We start from the raw sequence: 20,118 nt of genomic DNA, 5'->3' as shown, positions 1-20,118 counted from the left end.
GCTTTCATTTATTTCTAAAAACGGCGTTCTTTTACTAACACTATATTTTCACTTTCAAGGAAGCAGCGCTCCCTCGAAAGTAGTGATGCTTACTTAATAATGACGTACTCTAGATCCACAAGCTTTGCATAGCTCACGATTTGATCCGTCGTTAAATTTAATGAAAGAACCGTATGATGGCCTCCTCCGTTTTCAATCCACGCTTTAACGCCGTCTTGGAAGTTCGGCTTAATGTTCCAAAGCACGCGCGCCACGGGAAGATGTGGAGCTGGAACTTCCGGCTCAAACGCCGATACTTCGTTAATTAACAGCTTGTAATGCGTGCCGAAGTCGGCCATGGAAACCACTACGCCTTCTCCTTGTTTACCGTCAAACACTAAGCGGGCCGGATCTTCGCGGTTACCGATACCCAAGGGAGAAACGATTAGTTTTGGCTTGTTTACTGCTAGCGTCGGGTCCACTTCAAGCATGTGTGATTGAAGCACTGACTCACGTCCGGGTGCTAATTCATACGTGTAGTCTTCCATAAAGCCCGTTGACTGATTATGGCTCATTACTTTAAGCAAGCGGTCAAGCGCTGCTGTTTTCCAGTCTCCTTCACCAGCAAAGCCGTAGCCCTGTGCCATCAAGCGCTGTACGGCTAGACCTGGAAGCTGTTTCATACCGTATAGATCTTCAAAGTTAGTGGTAAAGGCGCTGTAGCCGCCTTCATCTAGAAAACGTTTAATCGCAATTTCATAGCTTGCCTGTACTTTTACGCTAGACTCCCAGTCTTCTGCAGAATAATCACCGTAGACAAATTCATACGCGTCTGCATATTCAGCAAATAAATCATTGATTTCTTCTTCCGTAACGGCATTGACATATTGAACAAGGTCACCGATTCCGAAGTAGTCAACCGTCCAGCCAAATTGAATTTGCGCTTCAATTTTGTCTCCTTCCGTTACGCCGACGTTGCGCATATTGTCACCGAAACGCGCAACTTTAATGTTGAAGCTTTCGTTATAAGCAGCGGCTACGTCCATCCACTGTGCAATTTGCTGCTGTACTTCGGGGCGCTCCCAGTAGCCCACTACGATTTTATTTTGCTTGTTCAAACGAGCGTTGATAAAGCCGTATTCACGATCACCGTGAGCGGATTGATTCAAGTTCATAAAGTCCATATCAATCGTTTCCCAAGGAATGCTTTCGTTAAATTGTGTTGCTAAATGAAGCAGCGGTTTTTGCAGTAGTTTGGTACCGCGAATCCACATTTTTGCAGGCGAGAACGTATGCATCCACGTAATTACGCCGGCAACTTCATCTCGGTAATTCACTTCTTTCATCATCTTTGTAATCGTGTCAGCATTCACAGCTAAATCTTGCAGAACAATCGGATAAGGCAAGACACCGCTTTCATTTAAAGCATCAGTCATCGTTTGCGCGTGTGCTTTTACTTCTGCTAGCGCTTCTTTTCCGTAAAGATGCTGTGAACCAACAATAAACCAAAATTCTTTTTGAGCTGTTTTTAACATGATAATCCCCTTTTCTGTATGTAAGTCTTTTACTGTCCTTGCCCGTAATACGCATTTTGTCCGTGTTTTCGTAAATAATGTTTGTCTAATATACGCTGCGGCAGCTCTTCAGCCAGCCCGTTTAATTTTTGTGTAAAGAAGTTCATTTTGGATACTTCGTCTAATACGACGCTGTTCATTACCGCCGTTTTGGCATCTTTTCCCCACGTAAACGGCCCGTGCCCTTGAAGTAAAATACCAGGAACCGCTAGTACATCTAAGCCGCGCTCTTCAAATGTTTCGATAATCACCTTGCCCGTTTCCACTTCATATCCGTCATTCACTTCTTTTTCTGTCAAAAAGCGCGCGCACGGTACGGAACCATAAAAGGTATCGGCATGAGTCGTTCCCATTGCCTGTACATCAAGTCCTGCTTGAGCCCAAATGGTCGCCCACGTTGAATGCGTATGAGCAATACCGCCAATTTGCGGGTAATGTTTATAGAGTACGGCATGTGTCAGCGTATCAGATGACGGATTAAGCTCACCTTCTACCACGCGACCTTCTAAATCAACGACTACCATGTCTTTAGCCGTCATTTTTTCATACGTAACGCCGCTTGGTTTAATAACAAACAAACCGCTGTTTCGATCAATGGCACTTACATTTCCCCACGTGTACTTGACCAGTCCGTGTTTTGGCAAATCGACGTTTGCTTGAAATACTTCTTCTTTTAATTTATCTAGCACACTAACTCCTCCCGTTCTTCGCTGTGATGCTCTGCAGCTGCTTTTTCAATCACTAGCCCTTTTTTATATCTTTTAATAAATGCTTCAAACCCTTTTACGTCGAGTTCGTCAGGATAAATTTCTTGTGCGGTCACTTCTTTAAAGACTCTATCATCCAAGAAATCTTCTAAACTTTCATTCTCACTTTTATTGAGCATATAAGAAGAAAGAATAGCCATTCCCCACGCGCCGCCTTCTCCTGCTGTGTCCATGACGGAAACAGGCGTGTTGATTGCCGCTGCCATCATTTTCTGACCGACTACCGGCGTTTTAAATAATCCTCCGTGCGCTAAAATACTGTGAATCTTTACGTTTTCTTCTTTGACTAAAAGATCCATTCCTATTTTTAAAGCGCCAAAAGCTGTAAAAAGATGTGTACGCATAAAGTTTGCTAGATTAAAATTGCTTTTTGCTGAACGGACAAATAGCGGACGTCCACTTTCTACTCCGGTAATATTTTCACCTGAGAAATAGCCGTAGCTAAGCAAGCCCCCTCCATCAGGATCAGCTTCTAGCGCTTTATTTAACATCACTTCGAATAATTTATCCGACTCTACTTTTTGCCCCATCGCCTCCGAAAATTCACGAAACAATCCGAGCCAGGCGTTTAAGTCGCTTGAGCAGTTATTCGCATGAACCATTCCAACTGGACTGCCGTTTGGCGTGGTAACCAAATCAATTTCCGGATAAACGTTTGAAAGCTTTTTATCTAGTACAATCATCGCAAAAACGGACGTTCCTACTGAAACATTTCCCGTGCGTTTTCTTACGCTGTTTGTCGCCACCATTCCCGTTCCCGCATCTCCTTCTGGAGGACAAAACGGAATGCCCGGCTGCAAATTTTTTGATTGATCTAAAATGCTAGCCCCAATGGCTGTTAATGTGCCTGCTTGCTCGCCTGAAGTATGAACTGCAGGCAGAATATCTGATAGTTGCCACGGATATCCTTTGTAAGAAATAAGCTCATCAAACTGCTTCATCATATCTTCACTGTAATTTTGCGTGCGTTCATCAATTGGAAACATCCCTGAAGCGTCTCCAATGCCCAGCGCCTTACTGCCTGTCAGCAGCCAGTGAATATAGCCAGCTAGCGTTGTCATGTAATCAATGCGCGGCAGATGTTTTTCTTGATTGATGATTGCCTGATACAGATGCGCAATGCTCCATCGTTCAGGAATATTAAATTGGAAATGTTCAGTTAATTCTTTTGCTGCTGCGCTTGTTGTTGCATTACGCCACGTTCGAAACGGAACAAGCAGCTCACCCGTTTTATCAAACGCCATATATCCGTGCATCATAGCTGAAACGCCGATGGAGCCAACTGTTCGAATGGTGATCCCGTAGCTTCGTTCTACCTCTTGCTTCATTTCACGGTAAGCACTTTGCAGACCTGTAATAATATCGAGTAAGTTGTACGTCCAAAAACCGTTTTCTAAGAGATTTTCCCATTCATAACTGCCTGATGCGATCGTTTCAAAGTTTTCATCAATCAGCACCGCTTTAATACGAGTAGATCCAAGTTCAATTCCAAGGGACGTTTTCCCTTTAGCAATTGCTTGTTTTATGCTTTCTTGAGTTGTTTTCACGTTTAATCTCCTTTCTGAACCTATAGCAGTAAGGAAGCGCTTTCCGTTTTATGTAACGCTGTTTGAATTTGTTAACAACCTAAGTATATTTATTTGTACGTACATTTGTCAATATAAAAATTATATATGCACACAAATACTTAAAACATCCTACTCTTTCCTTCTTAAACTTTTAAAAAATCGGTATTCAACCCTTAAATCATTTCCCCTTCGATTAAAAATCAAGGAAATCTTTTCATTTATTCACGTTCATGATAAAATATGTCCATACAAATTTTACACATAAAAAAGTTGAATGTATACAACTACGAAAGAAGTGAAAACATGAAGCCAAAATATCAGGTGATTATTGAGGATATAAAAAGCAAAATTCTTTCAGGCGATTACAGCATTGGCGAACAAATCCCGACTGAATCGGTCATGCAAGAAACGTATGGTGTCAGCAGACATACGGTTCGAAAAGCCATTTTAGAGCTGTCGAATGAAGGATTTTTAAGAAGCGAAAAAGGATCTGGCACCTATGTGAGCAATCAGTATCAATCCAAATCTAGCGGGGCTTCTGCCAACAAAACAATCGGTGTAATTACCACGTATATTTCCGACTATATTTTCCCTTCTATTATTCGCGGAATTGAAAGCAGGTTAAATAAAGATAATTATTCGCTGCTGCTGGCGAGCACGAATAACGATGTAGAACAAGAAAAAAAAGCGTTGGAAATGATGCTTTCCTACGGAGTAGACGGTCTAATTGTTGAGCCTACAAAAAGCAATTTGTACAATCCAAACATCTCGTATTATTTATCATTTAAAGAACAAGACGTTCCGTTTACGATGATTAACGCCTACTACGAAGAATTGGACGTTCCGTTTTTTTGTCTAGACGACGTTCAGTCAAGCTACCTTGCCACAAATGAATTAATTTTAAAAGGACATACGCAAATTGGGCTTATCGCAAAAATGGATGACCTGCAAGGAAAGTACCGAATGAAAGGCTACATAAAAGCGCTCGGTGAAGCAAAGCTCCGCTTTCAGCCTGAGCATATTTTGTCTTTCAACACCGAAACAAAACTTGATTTGTATGCTAATTTAAAAGAATTTCTTACTGAAAATCAAAACGAAATGACCGCTCTTGTCTGCTATAACGATGAAGTCGGATTAGAAGTTGTAAATGTATGCAGACAGCTTGGGATTTCCATTCCGGACAAGTTGTCAATTATTGGTCAAGACAATTCATACATCGCTAAAAATGCGACGATTAATTTAACAACGTTAACCCATCCGCAGGAACAAATGGGACACGACGCGGCGGACTGGATTATTAAAAAGCTGCAGGGCAAAAAAGATTTGCCAAACGAAACTTACTATCAGCCTGTATTAATTGAAGGTGAAACGATTAAAGAGTTAAATGCGAAGCGTGATGAAGTTCGTTAAAAGAAGGCTTCCTTAGAGGTCTATAAAACTTCTTATGAGAGAAAGGGATGCACATTATTATGCATCCCTTTCTTTATGTACTGATTCCCTTTATAACGGAGCCTGAATGTTGAGATATACTCCTTTTTCGATCTTTTGTTTTGCTTGTTCTATTAGTCTTTTAGCAGTAAGTGATAACTGAGATGCAGAATTTGCCCCATCTGAGCCAATAACAAGGGGATCAACCCAGCGCATTTTTGTCGTTTGGTGAACGTCATGACAAGACGCTGTTCCTTTTTGTACTTTGCTGTTAAAAAGAGCAGATAACATCCCTTCAATGCTGCTATCTCCAGCATTTTTCAGCAGCCGAACCACATCGTCATCCTGCTTTAAAAAATCTTCGATAGATAAAATATCTTTTTGCAAAGCGAGCTTGATAATTTCCGTCAGCTGATGATTTCCAAACATATTAAGCGGATTCATAAAAAAGCCAATCACTTCTTTGTAGTAAGCATCCACAAACCAATCTGCCGCTGCTAAATTACTGCATGCCATTTGTCCATTAAATACGACAAGCTGATCCAAAAAAGCATGCACTTCTTGTAAAGTAATCTCCCCGCATACGTACAAATCCCGCAGCGTATAATCCACGCGGTCAGCGCATAAGTGTGGAGCGTTCTGTTCGAGCAGCGTCCACTGGCTTTCATCAAGCAAGATATCTCGCCAGTTTAAACCGGCGTTTTTTAAAATAGAAGGAATAGATGACCCGGTCACAATTTGTTCGTAAATCGTTTCATGATAATTTTCTTCTTTTTGTTCCAAAACATAGTCAATCACATGAGAAAATGCCGTATGTGAAACATCATGTAATAAAGCCGCTATTTGCTCTTCCAAAGAGCCTCCGAGTCTATTTACAAGCATCATCGCACCAACGGAATGATCATATCGAGTAGTATTCCAGTCTTCATTTACAAACCGGCTCGCTCCGCCTTGGTAAATTCCTTTTAAACGCTGTACGGGATCACTTTGAATGAGTTCCAAAAGAACGCCGTCTGCTTCAAATTTGCCGTACAGCTCATCATAAAGTATGAGCATATTTCTCTCTCCTTTTCCTAGCTTATTATGTTTAATCCTAAGCTCAAGACAGAATGCTGTAAAGTTGTGTTGCGATCGTAAACTATTTTTTGTGACAAAATGTTCGAGTTTCTTGCCGTCACACTCATAAAAATCACTCATTGGGATGATTTTTTTTTGTGACTTCAGTGATAAAGTTTTATGGAGAAATGTATTTAATAATAGGATATAAGATAAAAAAGGAGATATTCATGAAAAAGCTTAGCATGCTGCTGCTCGTTTTAGTCATTGCCGTGGTCGGCTGTTCAAAAGGAAATGAGCAACAGTCACAGGAAGTAAAAGGAACAATTGAAGTGCCGCAAACTATTAAAGCAAACGAAAAAACATCTATTAACGTGCTCGTTACACAAGGAGATAAAAAAATCGAAAATGCAGACGCCGTACAGATTCAAGTTGAAAAAGAAGGCTATATTAACCAGGAAATGATCGATGCAAAACACGAAGGTAACGGCGCATACAGCATCGACTATACGTTCAAAGACGACGGCGAATATACGGTTACTGCTCATGTGACGATAAAAGGCGACATGAAGATGTTTACGAAAAAAGTGACGGTTGGCGAGAAAAAGTAAATACCCTATCAAAAAGCGACCTCTGCTTGTCAAAGATCGCTTTTATTATTTCTTTGATTCTTTAATACGGTCAAGATACTGCTTCGCATGAAGCAGACCAAGATTTTTTTCTTTTCGTATGTATTTAATAGCCTGCACATCACTTCGGCCATTCATCATCATCAAATTGACTCTGTTTTCAAAAGCCTCGTCTTTCTCTATTTCTAGCTGCTTCCACTCTTCATCTAAATCACGTTTAGGTGTTTTGAGCAGGAATATCACTAGTATAACAAGAACGCTACTTGTGGTGATATAAAGCCAAAGCCAATCGAGAAACCAGCTGTTAATCACATTCACTACGATGAGAATGGTGAAACAAGAGTATAGCCTTGTTTGATACTTATTAGCTTTTTTTGAATCTATTTTATTAGAAAATATCCCCACTGTCAGCCTCCTTTTAGCACGTTATCCGCGCTTTTTTCTACTAATCTCTCTTAGTGTAAACTGCAGCTTCTTTTTACCTGATGATGACGCTTTTGGTCGTACCCTCGCTTGTCTGATAGCTTCCCGAACTGTTGCTGCCAATCACTTGTATGCTGCCGTAATTACGATAATCTTTGTCCGAAGCATGAGAGGTTTGTAGTTGTTTTAACTCCGTTCCCTCTAAAATAAAGTAAGGGCCGTCATAACTCGTATTCTCGTACTCACCGGAAGAATAAAGGTGCGTGTACGCATAGCGACTAGTTGTAAAGAAATGCTGATTATTAAGAACCTCTACCTTCGAAAAAAACTCATCTGCGGTCATTAATCGGTCATATTGAGCAGGCTTTCGATCAACTTTGTCACTTGTAACCGTCAACCGATCCTCTCCTTTGTCTTCGCATAAAAAACAAGAGCTGTAATCTAGCATTGTATAGGAGTTATGATCAGAAGGATCTATTACTGTAAACCGCATAGAAGATATATTTTGATTCCTATCGAGCGTTAAACGAAAATCTTCTATTCTTGCATTGTTCTGTGACAGCTGCTGTTCTTTTTGAAATGATTCCCAGCTTTTGCTTACTTCTCCAGACTTCAGCTCATCTCTTGTAAATAGAAGCGTTTGTTTTGTACCTTTATAAACGACATTTACGATACTGAGAATAAGGAGAGCAAGGATTGCCAGCCAGCAGATGGTTTCTGCTGCCTTGTTTTTCGCCATAGTTGTTCTCCCCCAGAAGTTACATGTGTGCGTATCATAAAACAAATACACATCATACAAATTACCATTTATCCTAAAAAATATCAATTAATCTTACATTATAAAACTGAAAATCTAGTTAATTAACAACTCATAAAAAATACAGGGCTCTTTTTAAAACCCTGAACTTTTATATCATATTTAAATAAGGTTAAACGCTTTTACCACTTGAGCAACCGTAAACGTAACGCCAATCGCAATCACTGTTGGTATTGCAAAAGCAAGAAACGTCCACTTGACATTTTTGGTTTCTTTATAAATATTCACAAGCGTCGTTCCGCACGGAAAATGAAGGAGCGAAAACAACATCATATTAAGAGCGGTTAGCCACGTCCAGTGGTGATCAAGGAAAATTTGCTTAAGTCGAGTCGCATCTTCAATTTCAATTAATGAGCCCGTTGATAAATACGCCATCAGTAGAACCGGTACAACAATTTCATTAGCCGGCAAGCCAATGATAAAAGCAGCTAATATATACCCGTCTAGCCCCAGCGACTTAGCGAACGGATCAAGAAACTGAACGAAGTGCATCAAAATACTTGTGTCACCGATATAGATATTAGCCAATACCCACGTTAACACCGCCGCGGGTGCTGCAACAATAATCGCGCGTTTTAACACAAACAGTGATTTATCCAGCGTCGCGCGCACAATCGTATCAACAAATTTCGGCTTGCGGTAAGGCGGAAGCTCCAGCGTATAGTGTGTTGGTACTCCGCGCAGCGCCGTTTTAGAAAGTGCCCACGATACGAACAGCGTCACCACAATTCCGAATAACACCGTTCCGACTACCACAAGCGCCGTTACGAATGTTTTAGCACTCCCTGTAAAGCCTGTTGCCATAAATAAAGAAGCTAACAAAATCAGCGTAGGCCATCTGCCGTTACACGGAACAAAGTTATTTGTTAAAATCGCCATCATACGTTCACGCGGCGATTCAATAATACGCGTTGACATAATTGCTGCAGCGTTACATCCAAATCCCATCGCCATCGTCAGTGACTGCTTGCCGTGTGCGCCTGCTCGTTTGAACAGACGATCCATATTAAACGCGACGCGAGGCAAGTAGCCGTAGTTTTCTAAAAGCGCAAACACCGGGAAAAAGATGGCCATCGGAGGCAACATGACGCTAATGACCCATCCCGTACCGCGAAACAGCCCTAATACAAGAATTCCGTGCAGCCATTCCGGTGCATGCATCGCTTGAAAGAAAGCTGTTAAATATCCTTCCGCCCAGCCAAAACCTTGTGCGATTAATCCAGAAGGAACGTTTGCGCCGGCTATGGTGATATAAAAAATTACCGATAAAATACCGAGCATAATCGGAAATCCCCAAATTGGTGAAGTGAAGACTTTATCTAACTTTTCTGTGCGCTGAAGCTTTGAGCGGTCTTCGTACACAACTGATTTTTTACATATTTGCTGTGACGACTTGTAAATGCTTGCGACCATATTGGAACGATGATCTTTTTCTTTTGCCTGCTGCGCATAGCGCGTTAATTGTTCCATGGCTAATGAGTTTTCAGGAGTTAACGGATTTCCCATATGCGCTGTTCCTCCTTTCTGTGTGACTGATATCTTGCTGCTGACGCTGCTGAATGGTTTCTAAAAATGACGTGTCTCCATCAAGAACCCGTAAAGCAATCCAGCGTAGAGGAAATTGATTTCCCACAATAGAAGCGACTTGAGGTTCTAGCTCCTTTAGTGACGCTTCAATTTCTTTTGTGTACTGCACCTGGTAAGGATTAAGATTTACTTGCCCTCGCACGACTCCTTCAATCGCATCCAGCAAATTCGTAATTCCTTTTTTATTGCGAGCTGATATAGGCACAACCGGTACGCCTAACGATTCAGCGAGCTTTTTTTCATTAATCACAATTCCTTTTTTCTTTGCTTCATCCATTAAGTTCACGCAAATCACGACGTTTTCCGTCATTTCCATTACCTGCAGGGCTAGATTAAGATTTCGCTCCATCGCCGTTGCATCGACCACCACAACCGTAACGTCAGGTCTTTCAAATAAAATATAGTCACGCGCTACTTCTTCGTCCGCTGAGTTTGAATAAAGTGAATACGTTCCAGGTAAATCAACGATTGTGTAGAGCTGCTGGTGATGTTCAAACGTCCCTTCTGCTTTGGCTACGGTTTTTCCCGTCCAGTTTCCCGTATGCTGCTTAAGACCGGTTAAGCTATTAAATAACGTACTTTTTCCTGTGTTCGGATTTCCTGCTAATGCAATACGATACTTACTCACCGTCGTCACCTACTTTTTTTACATAAATTTTTGAGCTCTCTTCTTTTCTGAGACCAATCGTTGTATGACTGACTTGATAGGCAACAGGATCTCCTAACGGGCTTTTTTGAAGCACTTTGATAATTGCTCCTGGAATAAATCCTAAATCTAACAAGCGTCGCTTTAAGGCACCTTCGATTTCGATTCGCTCTAGCTGTACCGTTTCACCTGTCGTAAATGTAGACAATGGATAATTATTTACACTAGCCATCTATTTTTCGTCCTTTCTCATTTTTTACCTAAGGTTATGTTTTTTTCACCAGACCAACTTTTAAGGTAAAAAAAATATGCTCGTTGATTTTTAATAGGGTATTCTGCTTGTGCAGAAAAATGAACATGTCAGCATAATTTATTTAAAATTTTCAGTTTTTACTGTCATGATACCGAAAGTTTACCACAGGAAACTTTTTTAGTCTAGGGTAAAATACTGTGTTTTTTCTTATTTCTACTGAAGGCATAAAGTGCGCCGGCTATTTTATTTAATCATTTAATAAGAGGAATCAAGTCGAAAAATAATTTAGTAAACACGAATTAACAAAAGTGAAAAACTGTAAAAATATGCTATACTAGTAAATGGGTTTTTTTGAAAATAAAGTATTGATTAGCTTTAAAACCTCAAAAAATCACTTTAGGGGGCTTTTATGAAAAAGTTCAAAAGAGTTAGCGCAGTTGTTTTAGGTTTGGCTTTGTTATTCTCACCGCTTGCTCCGCAAACAGTTGCAGAAGCAAAAGTCGTGTGGGGGAATCAGGAACTGGTTAAAGGGCAAATAGGACGCGTTACCGTTTTAAAGAACACGAATCTTTACAACATTAAAAACAACAAGTTAGTAGCGGCTAGAAAAGTGACAAAAGGGCAAGTATTCCGCGTGTATTCTGAGTCCAGCAAATTTGGTGGTCTGTATGGGGTATCAAAGGGTACCTATGCTCAGAAGTCATCAAGTATTAAGTATGAAAAAGCACCTAGTGACAAAATTCAAGCACTAGGAGTAACGGTTACGAAGAAATCTTTAGCAAGCAACATTAGCTATCCGCAGGTATCCGGCCTTATCAATAAACCATTTGAGGCTAGCTATAATCGAAAATTTTTAAACATTGCGAAAGAAGCACAAAAAGAACACAACGAGCTAAAAGAACAGGAAAAGGAAGACCGCAAAAACGGCTGGGCACCAGGTCCTTATTCTCGTAATATGACATACTCTGTACCTTACAACCAAGATAATATTTTAAGTGTTGCTATTACGAATGATGCGTACGCTGGCGGCGCTCACGGCAACGCTTGGATTGATACTTATAATTACGATTTGTTGAAAGCTCGACAAATTAGCTTAAAAGATATTATTAACAACAACACTAAGTTGAATAAAGTTAATAACTATATTCGTAATGAAATGATTGCTCGCAATAAAAAAGGTGCTCAGTTCTGGGTTAATGAATTTAAGTCTGTAAACTTAAAAGAAGATCAGTTTTACTACACAAGTAGCGGCATTGCCATTATATTTGGTGAGTATGAGTACGGCCCTTATTCTAACGGCATTCATACGTTTAAAATCCCGTCCAGCGTTTATAAATAAGATAATCGTATAAAACAAAAAAGAAGCTTACGAATCATCAGTTCATAAGCTTCTTTTTCTTTTTTTCTGCAAAATAAGCGGAGCAAAAAAGAAAGGTTATTCCTAATCCCCTTCCCTTTTACCATCATTTTTTCGGATATTGCAGAAAATCAAATTATACAGCCATGGAAGAACTCAGGGCTGCCTACATTACGCTGCTGATAGCCGAGGAAAACTGCTTTTTGAGGTATTTTTATAGCGTTTGAAAAAGTGAAATGGTCAGAACTAACGTCAGCAAGGAGCCTGCGGATGTTAACATCATTATTTTTCGGTTACTCTGATTCTTTTCAGGTTTTAAAAACTCTTGAATGGCTGCAAACCAGACAACAAAAGTGATTAAAGAAAGTATCCCCATAGACATACGAGCCTCTCCATTCATATATATATTTAAATTTTTAACACATCTAATCAACAAACTTTCCAGACCAAGTTACTAAAATAAATGCCACTTCTCATCTAATATTAACATAAAATCCCATAAATCTTTAATGCATTGTGTAAAACCACAATATTTAAAAAAACAAGCTATTTATAAAACACTCTTTTGAACTGAAAATAGACATACAGCTGTCTTTGTCTATTCTCCTTTTTACAAATGATATACTTATTTATAGAAAAATTTCTCAAAGCTCACCCAGTACTTACCCTATCGTCAGAGAAAGAAAGCTTACATTGTGAGGAGGAAACGAAATGATTAAAAAATTAGACCATTTTGTGCTAACGGTAAAAGACGTTGAAAAAACGACTCACTTTTATACGGTTATTTTAGGCATGAAAAAAGAAACGTTCGGAGAAGGAAGAATAGCGCTTCGTTTTGGTGAACAAAAAATAAACTTACATCAAGCGGGCCATGAATTTGAGCCAAAAGCAAAGCATCCTCTTCCCGGCTCTGCTGATTTATGTTTTATCACAGAAGAAAAAATCGAAAGCGTAATTAGTCATTTACAAAAACATGATATAGAAATTGAAGAAGGACCCGTCAAACGAACAGGTGCTGTAGGTCCTATTGTTTCTGTTTATATTAGAGATCCTGATTACAATTTGATTGAGCTATCGAACTACTTAGATTAAAGCCATCTTACTAAAAAAGAGAATGCACGAGGCATTCTCTTTTACATGGCTATATAAGCCCCTTCTGCAACTATAAGCTTTACTCTTTAGACTTACCTACCTCTACTTTTTTCGTAAACATTTTCATGTCACCGTCTACCGTCACGTGAGCGGTAATCATATATTCGCCGTCTTCTTTAAACGTATAGTCCGTGCTGTATACACCTTTTCCTTCGTGCGGTGCTTTTGTCATTTCTTGATTGATATACCCTTCTTTTTCAACTTGGAACTGTACGTCATCGGCGTTTTCCACTTTTTTATCTCCTTGTGTCACAAGGACTTTAAGCTTGACTTGTTCATTTGCTTGAATTGATTCCGGTACTTCAATCGTTCCTTTTACTTCTTTTGAACTTGAATCATTTCCTTTTGAACAGCCTACTATAGCTATCATTAAAACAAATAATACGATGCTGAGTTTTTTCATTATGTTGTTCTCCTTTGTTATGTAAATGTGAAGTCTTCCTGCAATTTCATATTATACTCATTTATCCGGTAAAAAGAGAAAAAATGCTTATTGTCCACATAAAGTTCTTATTTCTACAGTAGCTTTTGCATCTTTTCATTTCTCTACTCACCCTTCGCTTTATAAAAAAAGCTGAAGAAGCTCATTGCCTTCCCCAGCTTTGCCTTTATCTCTGCGGTTCTTCTAACGTGTATGATGAGAGGGCGTTTTCTACCCATCGTACAAAATCTTTGCTTGCTCCCCAATCAATATTTAATATCCCTTCTGCGCTTCCTGAAGGAATACACTTTACTTTGTTTGGACCGGACACATTTTCTAAAATAATCGTTAGTGATCCCCTGCCGCCGGTGCGAAAAAAATAGCGTTCAAACACAAGCGTACACATCTGCTTGCCGTCTCCGGGATCATAATATTCTTTGTATAATAAGTCACTTTCCGAATTATTTGCATTCACAAGCTTTTTTGCTCCATCAAAAGGAAGCAGCGTCGTTTTAAACTCAATTACTTTTTCCATCACTCAAGCCCCTTTCTATCGCAACAGATATGTACTACTTCTCTTTTTTTCTCTAAAAAACCTGCCGCTTCTCTTTATGTACAATCAATATGGTACAATAGAAGAAAAAGAATTGTTTGAACGGAAAAAGGAGCATACAACCTCTATGAATACACGAGATCAACTTATCCAAAATGTGGTTTCCACGATGCGAAACCAAACGAAAAAAATGCAGCTATCGGTTATCCCCACTTTAAAATCATATATTCCTTTAAATGAATTTTTAGCGCTTCGCCTGCTGTATAAAGAAGGCAATCATATCGTTTCTGAGATTGCAGAGCATATGCACATCTCAAACAGCAGCATGACGTGCGTCAGCGACCGTCTTATGGAAAGAGAATTTGTCACGCGCGTACGCAGTCAAAAAGACCGCCGCGTTGTCTACTTATCCATTACGGATAAAGGAAAAGCGTTTGCAGAAGAAATGGAAAAAGTACTCACCAAAGAATATGGTGAAAAGCTTAGCCATTTTACGGATGAAGAATTACAGACGTTTCTTCGCTTGTTAAATAAAATGGATATCTAATAAAAAACCAGATGCACGCTAAGCAGGCATCTGGTTTTTATTTTGTTATTTGTTGTTTACCTTCAAATTAAAGGCGTCTGAGGTTAAGTCTTTTGACCAGTCCTTTTCATGATCACTTACATATGGAACAAATCGCAGCATAACCACTCCTTTGTCGTTTCGGTACTCTTCGTCCATTTCTAGCACTTTGTCTGTTCCTCCTCCACTGCCGCTTTCAGAAAGATCTCTTCCATTTTGGTCTTTTATTTTTACGCCCACGTTCGTTCCGTTTCGAATGCTTCCGGTTGACGATGTAAATGTATAGTGCAGCTTAATTGAAACAGGCGATACGCGAACTTCTTTGATGGACAATACACCTTTTATTCCTTTTTCGTTAATGGGAACTTCTTTATTCAACGGATACACTTTTGTGTCAGCAATAATTTTCGAGCCGTTTACGCTTGTATGCACGGTCCAATTTCCTTTAATTTCTCCGTAGGAATCCCGGTAGTTCCCGCTTTTCGTCTGAGCAGGATTCTTTTCAAATTCTAGACTTGTGAACTGCGCGCTGATTTGATAGTTTTTATTCGGATCAATATGATCTAGTACACTGTAGCCTTCCACATCGATTTTCCCGTCTCCGTTCGTGTCCGCTTGCGTTAGTTTTAAAGCGTACAGATAGTTCCAGCTTCCGTCTTTATTTTTGATTGGTTCCTCTCTAATACTTGAAGCCGAATCAAAAAACGACATGTTGCCAATTTTCACGCGCAGCTCTCCTGGGCGAATTGGCGCGTCTCGGTTAAGCCCTAGTGCAGTTCTTCTAAATTCATCTGCGCTGATCGTTAATCCAAGCAGCACCTGTCCGTCATCAAGCATCATTTCATTTACTTTTACTTGAATGCCTTGGTCCGTTGCTGTTTCATTTACCGTTTTTTTATAGCTGCTCAAGCTGCCTTCAGGCTTGTTCATAAGCAGCTCAATTTGCTGGCCAATTTGCTGACTGATCCGCACAGCCGATGCCCATACCGTTTCGTTTTGCATCATCACAGGCGTCACAGCAAGCAGCAGCACCGCAGCGGCAATCAGCGGACGCGCTTTTTTTCGCGCCGGCTTTATGTCACGTTTTAAACGTTTTTTCATTCGCTTTTTCTCGCTTGCCGTTAGCTCAATTTCTTCATATTCATCAAAATCTACAGAAGATCCGTTTAATAAGTCATATTGATTTTTCATCTTTGTCCCTCCTTATTTCTTATTTGAAAATCGCTTTTAATTTTTTTCGTCCGCGCGACAGCCGGTTGTATAAATTGCTGATGGTAGTCTGCTGTGTTTCAGCAATTTGCTTCAGCTCAACTTCCTGTAAGTAATACGCTTTAAACAGCTCGCGGTCTCCTTCGCTTAAGTGAACTAAAAGTTCTTCCACGTCGTTTGTTTGAATGTTATGAACTTCTGACGTTTCACCCACTCCCGCTTCGCTAAGCGATTCGTGCTGCGTTTTTATGTATTTGCGCTGATAGTCAATGGCTTTGTACTTAGCAACAGCTGCAACCCAATTTTTAAACGTATTTTTCTCCGGATCAAAGCGATCAATATGATACCACACCGCTAACAATACGTCGTTTACACATTCTTCTTCGTAGCTTTTCAGCGTGCCTAAATGCTTGCGTACAATGGCCGTAATTAACCCTCCGTACTGATCGATTAACAGCTCTAATCCTTTTTCTTTTTTTCGCGTTATACACGTAACAATCCAGTCATCTTCCATGACATTGCTCCTTTCCGCTTGCTTTTACATCTATTAATACGGATTCTTTTTACAAAACCTATCAATCTTCCTAAATTAAATGAAAAATAAGCTTGTTCCGTATTTCCCTCGCTGGTAAAATAAGCTAAAACCTTTGAAGGAGGCCGCTATGATTACCTATCCTTTTCTTACATCCAACCCAACCATCGGCATAACCGCACCTTCTTCTGGTGTACCTCAAGCTCTTCATTCCATGTTTTCTTTATCGTGTGAACGAATGAAGGAAAAAGGCTTTCCTGTTATACCGGGCGAAACCGTGTGGACGCAGCATAAAGCAAAATCCGCTTCTCCTAAAAAACGTGCAAATGAGCTTCAAGCCATGATAGAAGATAGAAACATTGATATCATTATCCCGCCTTGGGGAGGCGAGCTGCTGATTGAAATGCTTGAACATCTCGACTTTACAAAATGGACAGCAAAATGGGTGCTTGGCTATTCTGACACCAGCGTTCTTTTGCTGGCTATTACACTTAACACCGGGATTGCAACGGCTCATGGAACCAACTTTGTGGACTTGCGAGGAGAGCACTGGGATCCAACCACTGCGATGTGGCAGCAGGTGCTGACGACCCAAAAAGGAGAAAGCGTGCTTCAAGTTTCTTCTGATTGCTATCAAAAAGAATGGCAGCATGACAACCCGTCACCATGCGTGTTTCATTTAACGGAACAAACCACTTGGAAGCATACGGAGTCAAGCGACGTGCACATCAAAGGGCGTCTTCTCGGAGGATGTATTGACGTGATCAGGCACTTAGTAGGAACTCCTTTTGGAGATGTAAAAACGTTTAGAGAAAAATACATTCCTGCTGAGCCGGTCATTTGGTACTTTGACAACTGTGAACTCACGACCGCTGACCTTCGCCGCTCGCTTCTTCAGCTTAAGCTAGCGGGCTGGTTTGATAACTGCTCAGGTATTTTATTCGGCAGAAGCAGCGCTAATAAACCCATTGATTCCTACACCGCTGAAGATGTGTATCATGACCTTTCCTCTGACTTACATATTCCAGTTATCTATGATATCGACTGCGGCCACCTCCCTCCTCAGCTCACGCTTATTAACGGCGCGTATGCGAGTGTTAACGTAGAGAAAAACAAAGGCACAGTCGTTCAATACTTTACATAAAAAAACAAGAGAACTTTTTTGCTCTCTTGTTTTTTCACATATCCGTCATCAGTAATATAAACGTCCCAAATAAGAAAAAAGTTGCACCAAACCACGAGTGGTAGTGCTCTTTTTGCTTTCTTTCAAACTTCCATTCTTCGAAACCTCGAATTACGTATAGGAGAAAAAAGAAAAGAAACATAAAAACCGAGGTGTAGGCTGGAGGTATAACGAAGATGAGCACTAAAAAAGAAGCAAGCATCACCATTTCAATTGTGACAAACAGCGGACGCCTTCCTTTAAAGCTTCTCCAATAGCTTTTTTTCATCTTTGTATGGAGCTTTTTTCGCATGACAAGATCCAGAAAGATATAAACAACTGCCAGAATCAGCAAATACACAAGCGTCATTTCCGTTCCTCCTTCCGACCAAAAATATCCTTATACTTCCATTTTAAAGAACTTTCCATAAATTTCAAGGCTCTAAAAAATCTTTACACAACTTATTAGTGCAAGCATTCATATATTCAAAAATCGCTAATATATTGACTAATGTACAGGTTAAATTCTCTGTATAAACTCACCTAGAGGGGGACATCAAGTTATGAGAATAAAAGAAGTGAAGCAAGGTGCACTCGCAGCGCTGAAAAACCGCTGGGGATTTGCCGTACTGCTTACGTTCGTTACGTATTTAATTGCTGCCGGCATTCCAGGACTTATTGACTTTTTAATCAACGGATTTCCAAGCGGGTCCGAAACCGAATACTCTCAGTCTACCTTAGCTAATATTGTATCCCTGCTGCTCGTACCGCTCTTCTTTTCTTACTACTGGGTATTATTGCGTCTGGTGCGAGGAGAAAGTGTACGTGTAGGAAACGTGTTTGATTCGTTTTCATCTGCGGGATTATACTTTAGAACCCTCGGACTTTACTTACTAACGATTATTTATACCGTGCTATGGAGTATTTTATTAATCATTCCTGGCATCATCAAAAGTCTTGCCTATTCACAGGCTTACTACGTATTCCGGGATAACCCTGATTATTCAGTCAACCAGTCTATTACTGAAAGCAGACGGTTAATGAACGGCTACAAGTGGACCTACTTTTTACTTGTTTTAAGCTTTATCGGCTGGGGAATTTTAAGTATCATCACGCTTGGCATTGGGTTATTATGGCTCGTTCCATACGTCACAACTTCGCTTGGCGTATTTTATGAAAAGCTAAAAGCAAATGAAACTGAAGTCGCTGAATAAACGAAAAACCGTATTCGAGTTGCGAATACGGTTTTTTTATGGATAGCTTTACGCTGCCTGGTCTCCTCCATCAGAGGGCTTTAACTTTTGATTCTTCGCTTTTTTATTCACTAAATAAATACTGATAATAATAAGCACCAGCCCTACAAGAAGTGACGACGTAAACGGTTCGTCTAAAAAGAGCGTGCCAATGACAATTGAAATAATCGGAACAAGAAAATTAAAGGACGCCACTTTGCTGGCCTCTCCTCTACTGATTAAATAAAAATAAATGAGCCACGCAACAGCAACAGAAAACAGTGCTAAAAATAAAAGCAGCAGCATAGATGATGAATTCCACACCATATGAGACCATCCTTCCACTCCGCTTCCAGCTGCTGTCATAACCACTCCGCCGACAAGACTTTGAACGGTAATAAGCCAAATGCCATCTACACTGTCGCTAATACGCTTGATATAAACGGTTCCAATCGCCCAGCTCAGTGCCGTAAGGACAGCTAAAAGAATTCCAACGGCTGAAGCATTAGCAGATAATTCTCCCGTGCTGATGGTAGCTACACCTACAAAACCAAGAAGCAAACCCCCTATCTTCACAGCGTTCATGCTTTCTCCAATCCACATCCATGCAATGATGCCGATGAGCACCGGCTGCAAGTAGACAATAACGCTGAAGACCCCTGCTGGCATAAACATAAGTCCAATCGTTTGCAGACCGTAGAATAAGATTGAATTAAATAGACCTGACACCATATATTTACGCCAGTTCTGCTTCCAGTGAAGCTGTTTATATCTTGGCAGTGCGACTGCTAATAAGATGATTCCCGCACTTAATGACCGCAGTCCAGATAACAAAATAGGCGATGAATAGCCAAGTGCCAGTTTCGACATCGGCCACGTTAATCCCCAAATTAGTACAAGAGCAGCTAAAAGAATCCCATTAATAAAAGATGATGACTGTTTCATACAACAACCACTCCTACGTATATGAATGTAAATGATTCACGCGTTCATTCCTCCTTGTATACTACGCTTCTTTTTTGCTCACTTCAACTGGATGCTTTTGATGTAATTTATGTATAGCAGTTATAGTAACTGAGTTTCTTTTATGACAGCGTATCTTTCTTTTCTATGTGTTCACCCAGAAAAAATAAAGTGCATGGCTAGTGACGATATCACTTTTTATCTATAGCTTTTATACATCCTAAAAGCCTTGAAGCCATTCAGCT

The 20,118-nt window shown here is 40.2% G+C and carries 23 protein-coding genes; 7 read left to right on the top strand and 16 right to left on the bottom strand.

Translation table 11 applies throughout. From position 1 onward, the window contains the following. Positions 1–89 precede the first annotated feature (89 nt). The 3 genes from araA to ACFX4W_RS02180 are packed head-to-tail and all read right to left on the bottom strand — an operon-like array spanning position 90 to position 3,867. The gene (gene araA / locus ACFX4W_RS02190; RefSeq protein ID WP_230183242.1) at positions 90–1,514 is read right to left on the bottom strand and encodes an L-arabinose isomerase; all 1,425 of its coding nucleotides are present in this window, start codon (positions 1,512–1,514) and stop codon (positions 90–92) included. A 29-nt stretch (positions 1,515–1,543) separates the two neighbouring features. Next, positions 1,544–2,242, bottom strand: a complete 699-nt coding sequence (locus tag ACFX4W_RS02185; protein WP_165574846.1) for an L-ribulose-5-phosphate 4-epimerase — start codon at positions 2,240–2,242, stop codon at positions 1,544–1,546. After that, entirely contained in the window at positions 2,236–3,867 is a 1,632-nt protein-coding gene (locus ACFX4W_RS02180; protein ID WP_043981088.1) for a xylulokinase, read from the bottom strand. The genes ACFX4W_RS02185 and ACFX4W_RS02180 overlap by 7 nt, the downstream gene beginning before the upstream one ends. A 324-nt stretch (positions 3,868–4,191) precedes the next feature. On the opposite strand from ACFX4W_RS02180, the gene ACFX4W_RS02175 reads away from it, so the two are divergent. After that, on the top strand, positions 4,192–5,298 hold the full coding sequence (locus tag ACFX4W_RS02175) for a GntR family transcriptional regulator (protein ID WP_043981086.1): 1,107 nt from the start codon (positions 4,192–4,194) through the stop codon (positions 5,296–5,298). 90 nt (positions 5,299–5,388) lie between these two features. On the opposite strand, the gene ACFX4W_RS02170 is transcribed toward ACFX4W_RS02175, so the two are convergent. Continuing rightward, a complete protein-coding gene (locus ACFX4W_RS02170; protein WP_322552320.1) occupies positions 5,389–6,372 on the bottom strand; it encodes an HD domain-containing protein in 984 nt (327 codons plus the stop codon). 230 nt (positions 6,373–6,602) lie between these two features. Between ACFX4W_RS02170 and ACFX4W_RS02165 the strand changes: the two genes are divergently transcribed. Continuing rightward, on the top strand, positions 6,603–6,983 hold the full coding sequence (locus tag ACFX4W_RS02165; protein ID WP_377559220.1) for a FixH family protein: 381 nt from the start codon (positions 6,603–6,605) through the stop codon (positions 6,981–6,983). Between the two features lie 45 nt (positions 6,984–7,028). Here the strand turns inward: ACFX4W_RS02165 and ACFX4W_RS02160 are convergent, their stop codons facing one another. From ACFX4W_RS02160 to ACFX4W_RS02140, 5 genes are all read right to left on the bottom strand, one after another. Beyond that, positions 7,029–7,406 (bottom strand): hypothetical protein, encoded by a 378-nt coding sequence (locus tag ACFX4W_RS02160; RefSeq protein WP_028409531.1) that lies wholly within the window; start codon positions 7,404–7,406, stop codon positions 7,029–7,031. 73 nt (positions 7,407–7,479) lie between these two features. Continuing rightward, complete coding sequence (locus ACFX4W_RS02155) at positions 7,480–8,163, bottom strand: hypothetical protein (RefSeq protein WP_043981080.1); 684 nt, start codon at positions 8,161–8,163, stop codon at positions 7,480–7,482. 180 nt (positions 8,164–8,343) lie between these two features. Continuing rightward, positions 8,344–9,711, bottom strand: a complete 1,368-nt coding sequence (locus ACFX4W_RS02150) for a nucleoside recognition domain-containing protein (RefSeq protein WP_043981624.1) — start codon at positions 9,709–9,711, stop codon at positions 8,344–8,346. Between the two features lie 13 nt (positions 9,712–9,724). Next, positions 9,725–10,456 carry a FeoB small GTPase domain-containing protein gene (locus ACFX4W_RS02145; protein WP_043981078.1) on the bottom strand — a complete coding sequence of 244 codons (732 nt, stop codon included), beginning with the start codon at positions 10,454–10,456 and terminating at the stop codon, positions 9,725–9,727. Then, positions 10,449–10,706 carry a FeoA family protein gene (locus ACFX4W_RS02140; protein WP_013058246.1) on the bottom strand — a complete coding sequence of 86 codons (258 nt, stop codon included), beginning with the start codon at positions 10,704–10,706 and terminating at the stop codon, positions 10,449–10,451. The genes ACFX4W_RS02145 and ACFX4W_RS02140 overlap by 8 nt, the downstream gene beginning before the upstream one ends. A 430-nt stretch (positions 10,707–11,136) precedes the next feature. Here ACFX4W_RS02140 and ACFX4W_RS02135 point away from each other — a divergent pair, with 430 nt between their 5' ends. Continuing rightward, positions 11,137–12,066 carry a DUF3298 and DUF4163 domain-containing protein gene (locus tag ACFX4W_RS02135; protein ID WP_043981075.1) on the top strand — a complete coding sequence of 310 codons (930 nt, stop codon included), beginning with the start codon at positions 11,137–11,139 and terminating at the stop codon, positions 12,064–12,066. A 232-nt stretch (positions 12,067–12,298) separates the two neighbouring features. Here the strand turns inward: ACFX4W_RS02135 and ACFX4W_RS02130 are convergent, their stop codons facing one another. Continuing rightward, complete coding sequence (locus tag ACFX4W_RS02130) at positions 12,299–12,466, bottom strand: hypothetical protein (RefSeq protein WP_098247867.1); 168 nt, start codon at positions 12,464–12,466, stop codon at positions 12,299–12,301. Between the two features lie 329 nt (positions 12,467–12,795). On the opposite strand from ACFX4W_RS02130, the gene ACFX4W_RS02125 reads away from it, so the two are divergent. After that, positions 12,796–13,176 carry a VOC family protein gene (locus ACFX4W_RS02125; RefSeq protein ID WP_377559219.1) on the top strand — a complete coding sequence of 127 codons (381 nt, stop codon included), beginning with the start codon at positions 12,796–12,798 and terminating at the stop codon, positions 13,174–13,176. A gap of 79 nt (positions 13,177–13,255) precedes the next feature. Here ACFX4W_RS02125 and ACFX4W_RS02120 read toward each other — a convergent pair whose 3' ends face one another. Together ACFX4W_RS02120 and ACFX4W_RS02115 are read right to left on the bottom strand one after the other, a co-directional pair. Then, a complete protein-coding gene (locus tag ACFX4W_RS02120) occupies positions 13,256–13,639 on the bottom strand; it encodes a FixH family protein (protein ID WP_013058250.1) in 384 nt (127 codons plus the stop codon). A gap of 205 nt (positions 13,640–13,844) precedes the next feature. Beyond that, complete coding sequence (locus ACFX4W_RS02115; RefSeq protein ID WP_377559218.1) at positions 13,845–14,192, bottom strand: DUF6054 family protein; 348 nt, start codon at positions 14,190–14,192, stop codon at positions 13,845–13,847. A 145-nt stretch (positions 14,193–14,337) separates the two neighbouring features. Between ACFX4W_RS02115 and ACFX4W_RS02110 the strand changes: the two genes are divergently transcribed. Next, a complete protein-coding gene (locus ACFX4W_RS02110) occupies positions 14,338–14,757 on the top strand; it encodes a MarR family winged helix-turn-helix transcriptional regulator (RefSeq protein ID WP_016765035.1) in 420 nt (139 codons plus the stop codon). Between the two features lie 45 nt (positions 14,758–14,802). On the opposite strand, the gene ACFX4W_RS02105 is transcribed toward ACFX4W_RS02110, so the two are convergent. Together ACFX4W_RS02105 and ACFX4W_RS02100 are read right to left on the bottom strand one after the other, a co-directional pair. Next, positions 14,803–15,966, bottom strand: coding sequence for a DUF4179 domain-containing protein (locus ACFX4W_RS02105; protein WP_322552323.1), 1,164 nt, complete (start codon positions 15,964–15,966; stop codon positions 14,803–14,805). 19 nt (positions 15,967–15,985) lie between these two features. Then, entirely contained in the window at positions 15,986–16,498 is a 513-nt protein-coding gene (locus ACFX4W_RS02100; protein ID WP_322552324.1) for a sigma-70 family RNA polymerase sigma factor, read from the bottom strand. A 148-nt stretch (positions 16,499–16,646) separates the two neighbouring features. On the opposite strand from ACFX4W_RS02100, the gene ACFX4W_RS02095 reads away from it, so the two are divergent. Further along, complete coding sequence (locus ACFX4W_RS02095; RefSeq protein WP_377559217.1) at positions 16,647–17,660, top strand: S66 family peptidase; 1,014 nt, start codon at positions 16,647–16,649, stop codon at positions 17,658–17,660. Between the two features lie 34 nt (positions 17,661–17,694). Here the strand turns inward: ACFX4W_RS02095 and ACFX4W_RS02090 are convergent, their stop codons facing one another. Then, positions 17,695–18,048, bottom strand: coding sequence for a DUF4181 domain-containing protein (locus ACFX4W_RS02090; RefSeq protein ID WP_025750793.1), 354 nt, complete (start codon positions 18,046–18,048; stop codon positions 17,695–17,697). A gap of 193 nt (positions 18,049–18,241) precedes the next feature. Here ACFX4W_RS02090 and ACFX4W_RS02085 point away from each other — a divergent pair, with 193 nt between their 5' ends. Further along, positions 18,242–18,892 carry a DUF975 family protein gene (locus ACFX4W_RS02085; protein WP_013058258.1) on the top strand — a complete coding sequence of 217 codons (651 nt, stop codon included), beginning with the start codon at positions 18,242–18,244 and terminating at the stop codon, positions 18,890–18,892. Positions 18,893–18,940: 48 nt separating this feature from the next. Here ACFX4W_RS02085 and ACFX4W_RS02080 read toward each other — a convergent pair whose 3' ends face one another. Further along, positions 18,941–19,855, bottom strand: a complete 915-nt coding sequence (locus tag ACFX4W_RS02080; RefSeq protein WP_043981058.1) for a DMT family transporter — start codon at positions 19,853–19,855, stop codon at positions 18,941–18,943. Between the last annotated feature and the right edge of the window lie 263 nt (positions 19,856–20,118).

Origin of the sequence: Priestia sp. YIM B13489, assembly GCF_042787645.1 — a bacterium.
Classification (GTDB): Bacteria; Bacillota; Bacilli; order Bacillales; family Bacillaceae_H; genus Priestia; species Priestia megaterium.
This window is presented reverse-complemented; position numbering and strand designations above follow the sequence as displayed.

What these genes read in the sequence shown, in the direction of transcription:
- araA (WP_230183242.1), bottom strand. Translation starts at nt 1,514, where the DNA reads ATGTTAAAAACAGCTCAAAAAGAATTTTGGTTTATTGTTGGTTCACAG.
- ACFX4W_RS02175 (WP_043981086.1), top strand. Translation starts at nt 4,192, where the DNA reads ATGAAGCCAAAATATCAGGTGATTATTGAGGATATAAAAAGCAAAATT.
- ACFX4W_RS02170 (WP_322552320.1), bottom strand. Translation starts at nt 6,372, where the DNA reads ATGCTCATACTTTATGATGAGCTGTACGGCAAATTTGAAGCAGACGGC.
- ACFX4W_RS02165 (WP_377559220.1), top strand. Translation starts at nt 6,603, where the DNA reads ATGAAAAAGCTTAGCATGCTGCTGCTCGTTTTAGTCATTGCCGTGGTC.
- ACFX4W_RS02155 (WP_043981080.1), bottom strand. Translation starts at nt 8,163, where the DNA reads ATGGCGAAAAACAAGGCAGCAGAAACCATCTGCTGGCTGGCAATCCTT.
- ACFX4W_RS02150 (WP_043981624.1), bottom strand. Translation starts at nt 9,711, where the DNA reads ATGGAACAATTAACGCGCTATGCGCAGCAGGCAAAAGAAAAAGATCAT.
- ACFX4W_RS02140 (WP_013058246.1), bottom strand. Translation starts at nt 10,706, where the DNA reads ATGGCTAGTGTAAATAATTATCCATTGTCTACATTTACGACAGGTGAA.
- ACFX4W_RS02135 (WP_043981075.1), top strand. Translation starts at nt 11,137, where the DNA reads ATGAAAAAGTTCAAAAGAGTTAGCGCAGTTGTTTTAGGTTTGGCTTTG.
- ACFX4W_RS02130 (WP_098247867.1), bottom strand. Translation starts at nt 12,466, where the DNA reads ATGTCTATGGGGATACTTTCTTTAATCACTTTTGTTGTCTGGTTTGCA.
- ACFX4W_RS02125 (WP_377559219.1), top strand. Translation starts at nt 12,796, where the DNA reads ATGATTAAAAAATTAGACCATTTTGTGCTAACGGTAAAAGACGTTGAA.
- ACFX4W_RS02120 (WP_013058250.1), bottom strand. Translation starts at nt 13,639, where the DNA reads ATGAAAAAACTCAGCATCGTATTATTTGTTTTAATGATAGCTATAGTA.
- ACFX4W_RS02115 (WP_377559218.1), bottom strand. Translation starts at nt 14,192, where the DNA reads ATGGAAAAAGTAATTGAGTTTAAAACGACGCTGCTTCCTTTTGATGGA.
- ACFX4W_RS02110 (WP_016765035.1), top strand. Translation starts at nt 14,338, where the DNA reads ATGAATACACGAGATCAACTTATCCAAAATGTGGTTTCCACGATGCGA.
- ACFX4W_RS02105 (WP_322552323.1), bottom strand. Translation starts at nt 15,966, where the DNA reads ATGAAAAATCAATATGACTTATTAAACGGATCTTCTGTAGATTTTGAT.
- ACFX4W_RS02100 (WP_322552324.1), bottom strand. Translation starts at nt 16,498, where the DNA reads ATGGAAGATGACTGGATTGTTACGTGTATAACGCGAAAAAAAGAAAAA.
- ACFX4W_RS02095 (WP_377559217.1), top strand. Translation starts at nt 16,647, where the DNA reads ATGATTACCTATCCTTTTCTTACATCCAACCCAACCATCGGCATAACC.
- ACFX4W_RS02090 (WP_025750793.1), bottom strand. Translation starts at nt 18,048, where the DNA reads ATGACGCTTGTGTATTTGCTGATTCTGGCAGTTGTTTATATCTTTCTG.
- ACFX4W_RS02085 (WP_013058258.1), top strand. Translation starts at nt 18,242, where the DNA reads ATGAGAATAAAAGAAGTGAAGCAAGGTGCACTCGCAGCGCTGAAAAAC.
- ACFX4W_RS02080 (WP_043981058.1), bottom strand. Translation starts at nt 19,855, where the DNA reads ATGAAACAGTCATCATCTTTTATTAATGGGATTCTTTTAGCTGCTCTT.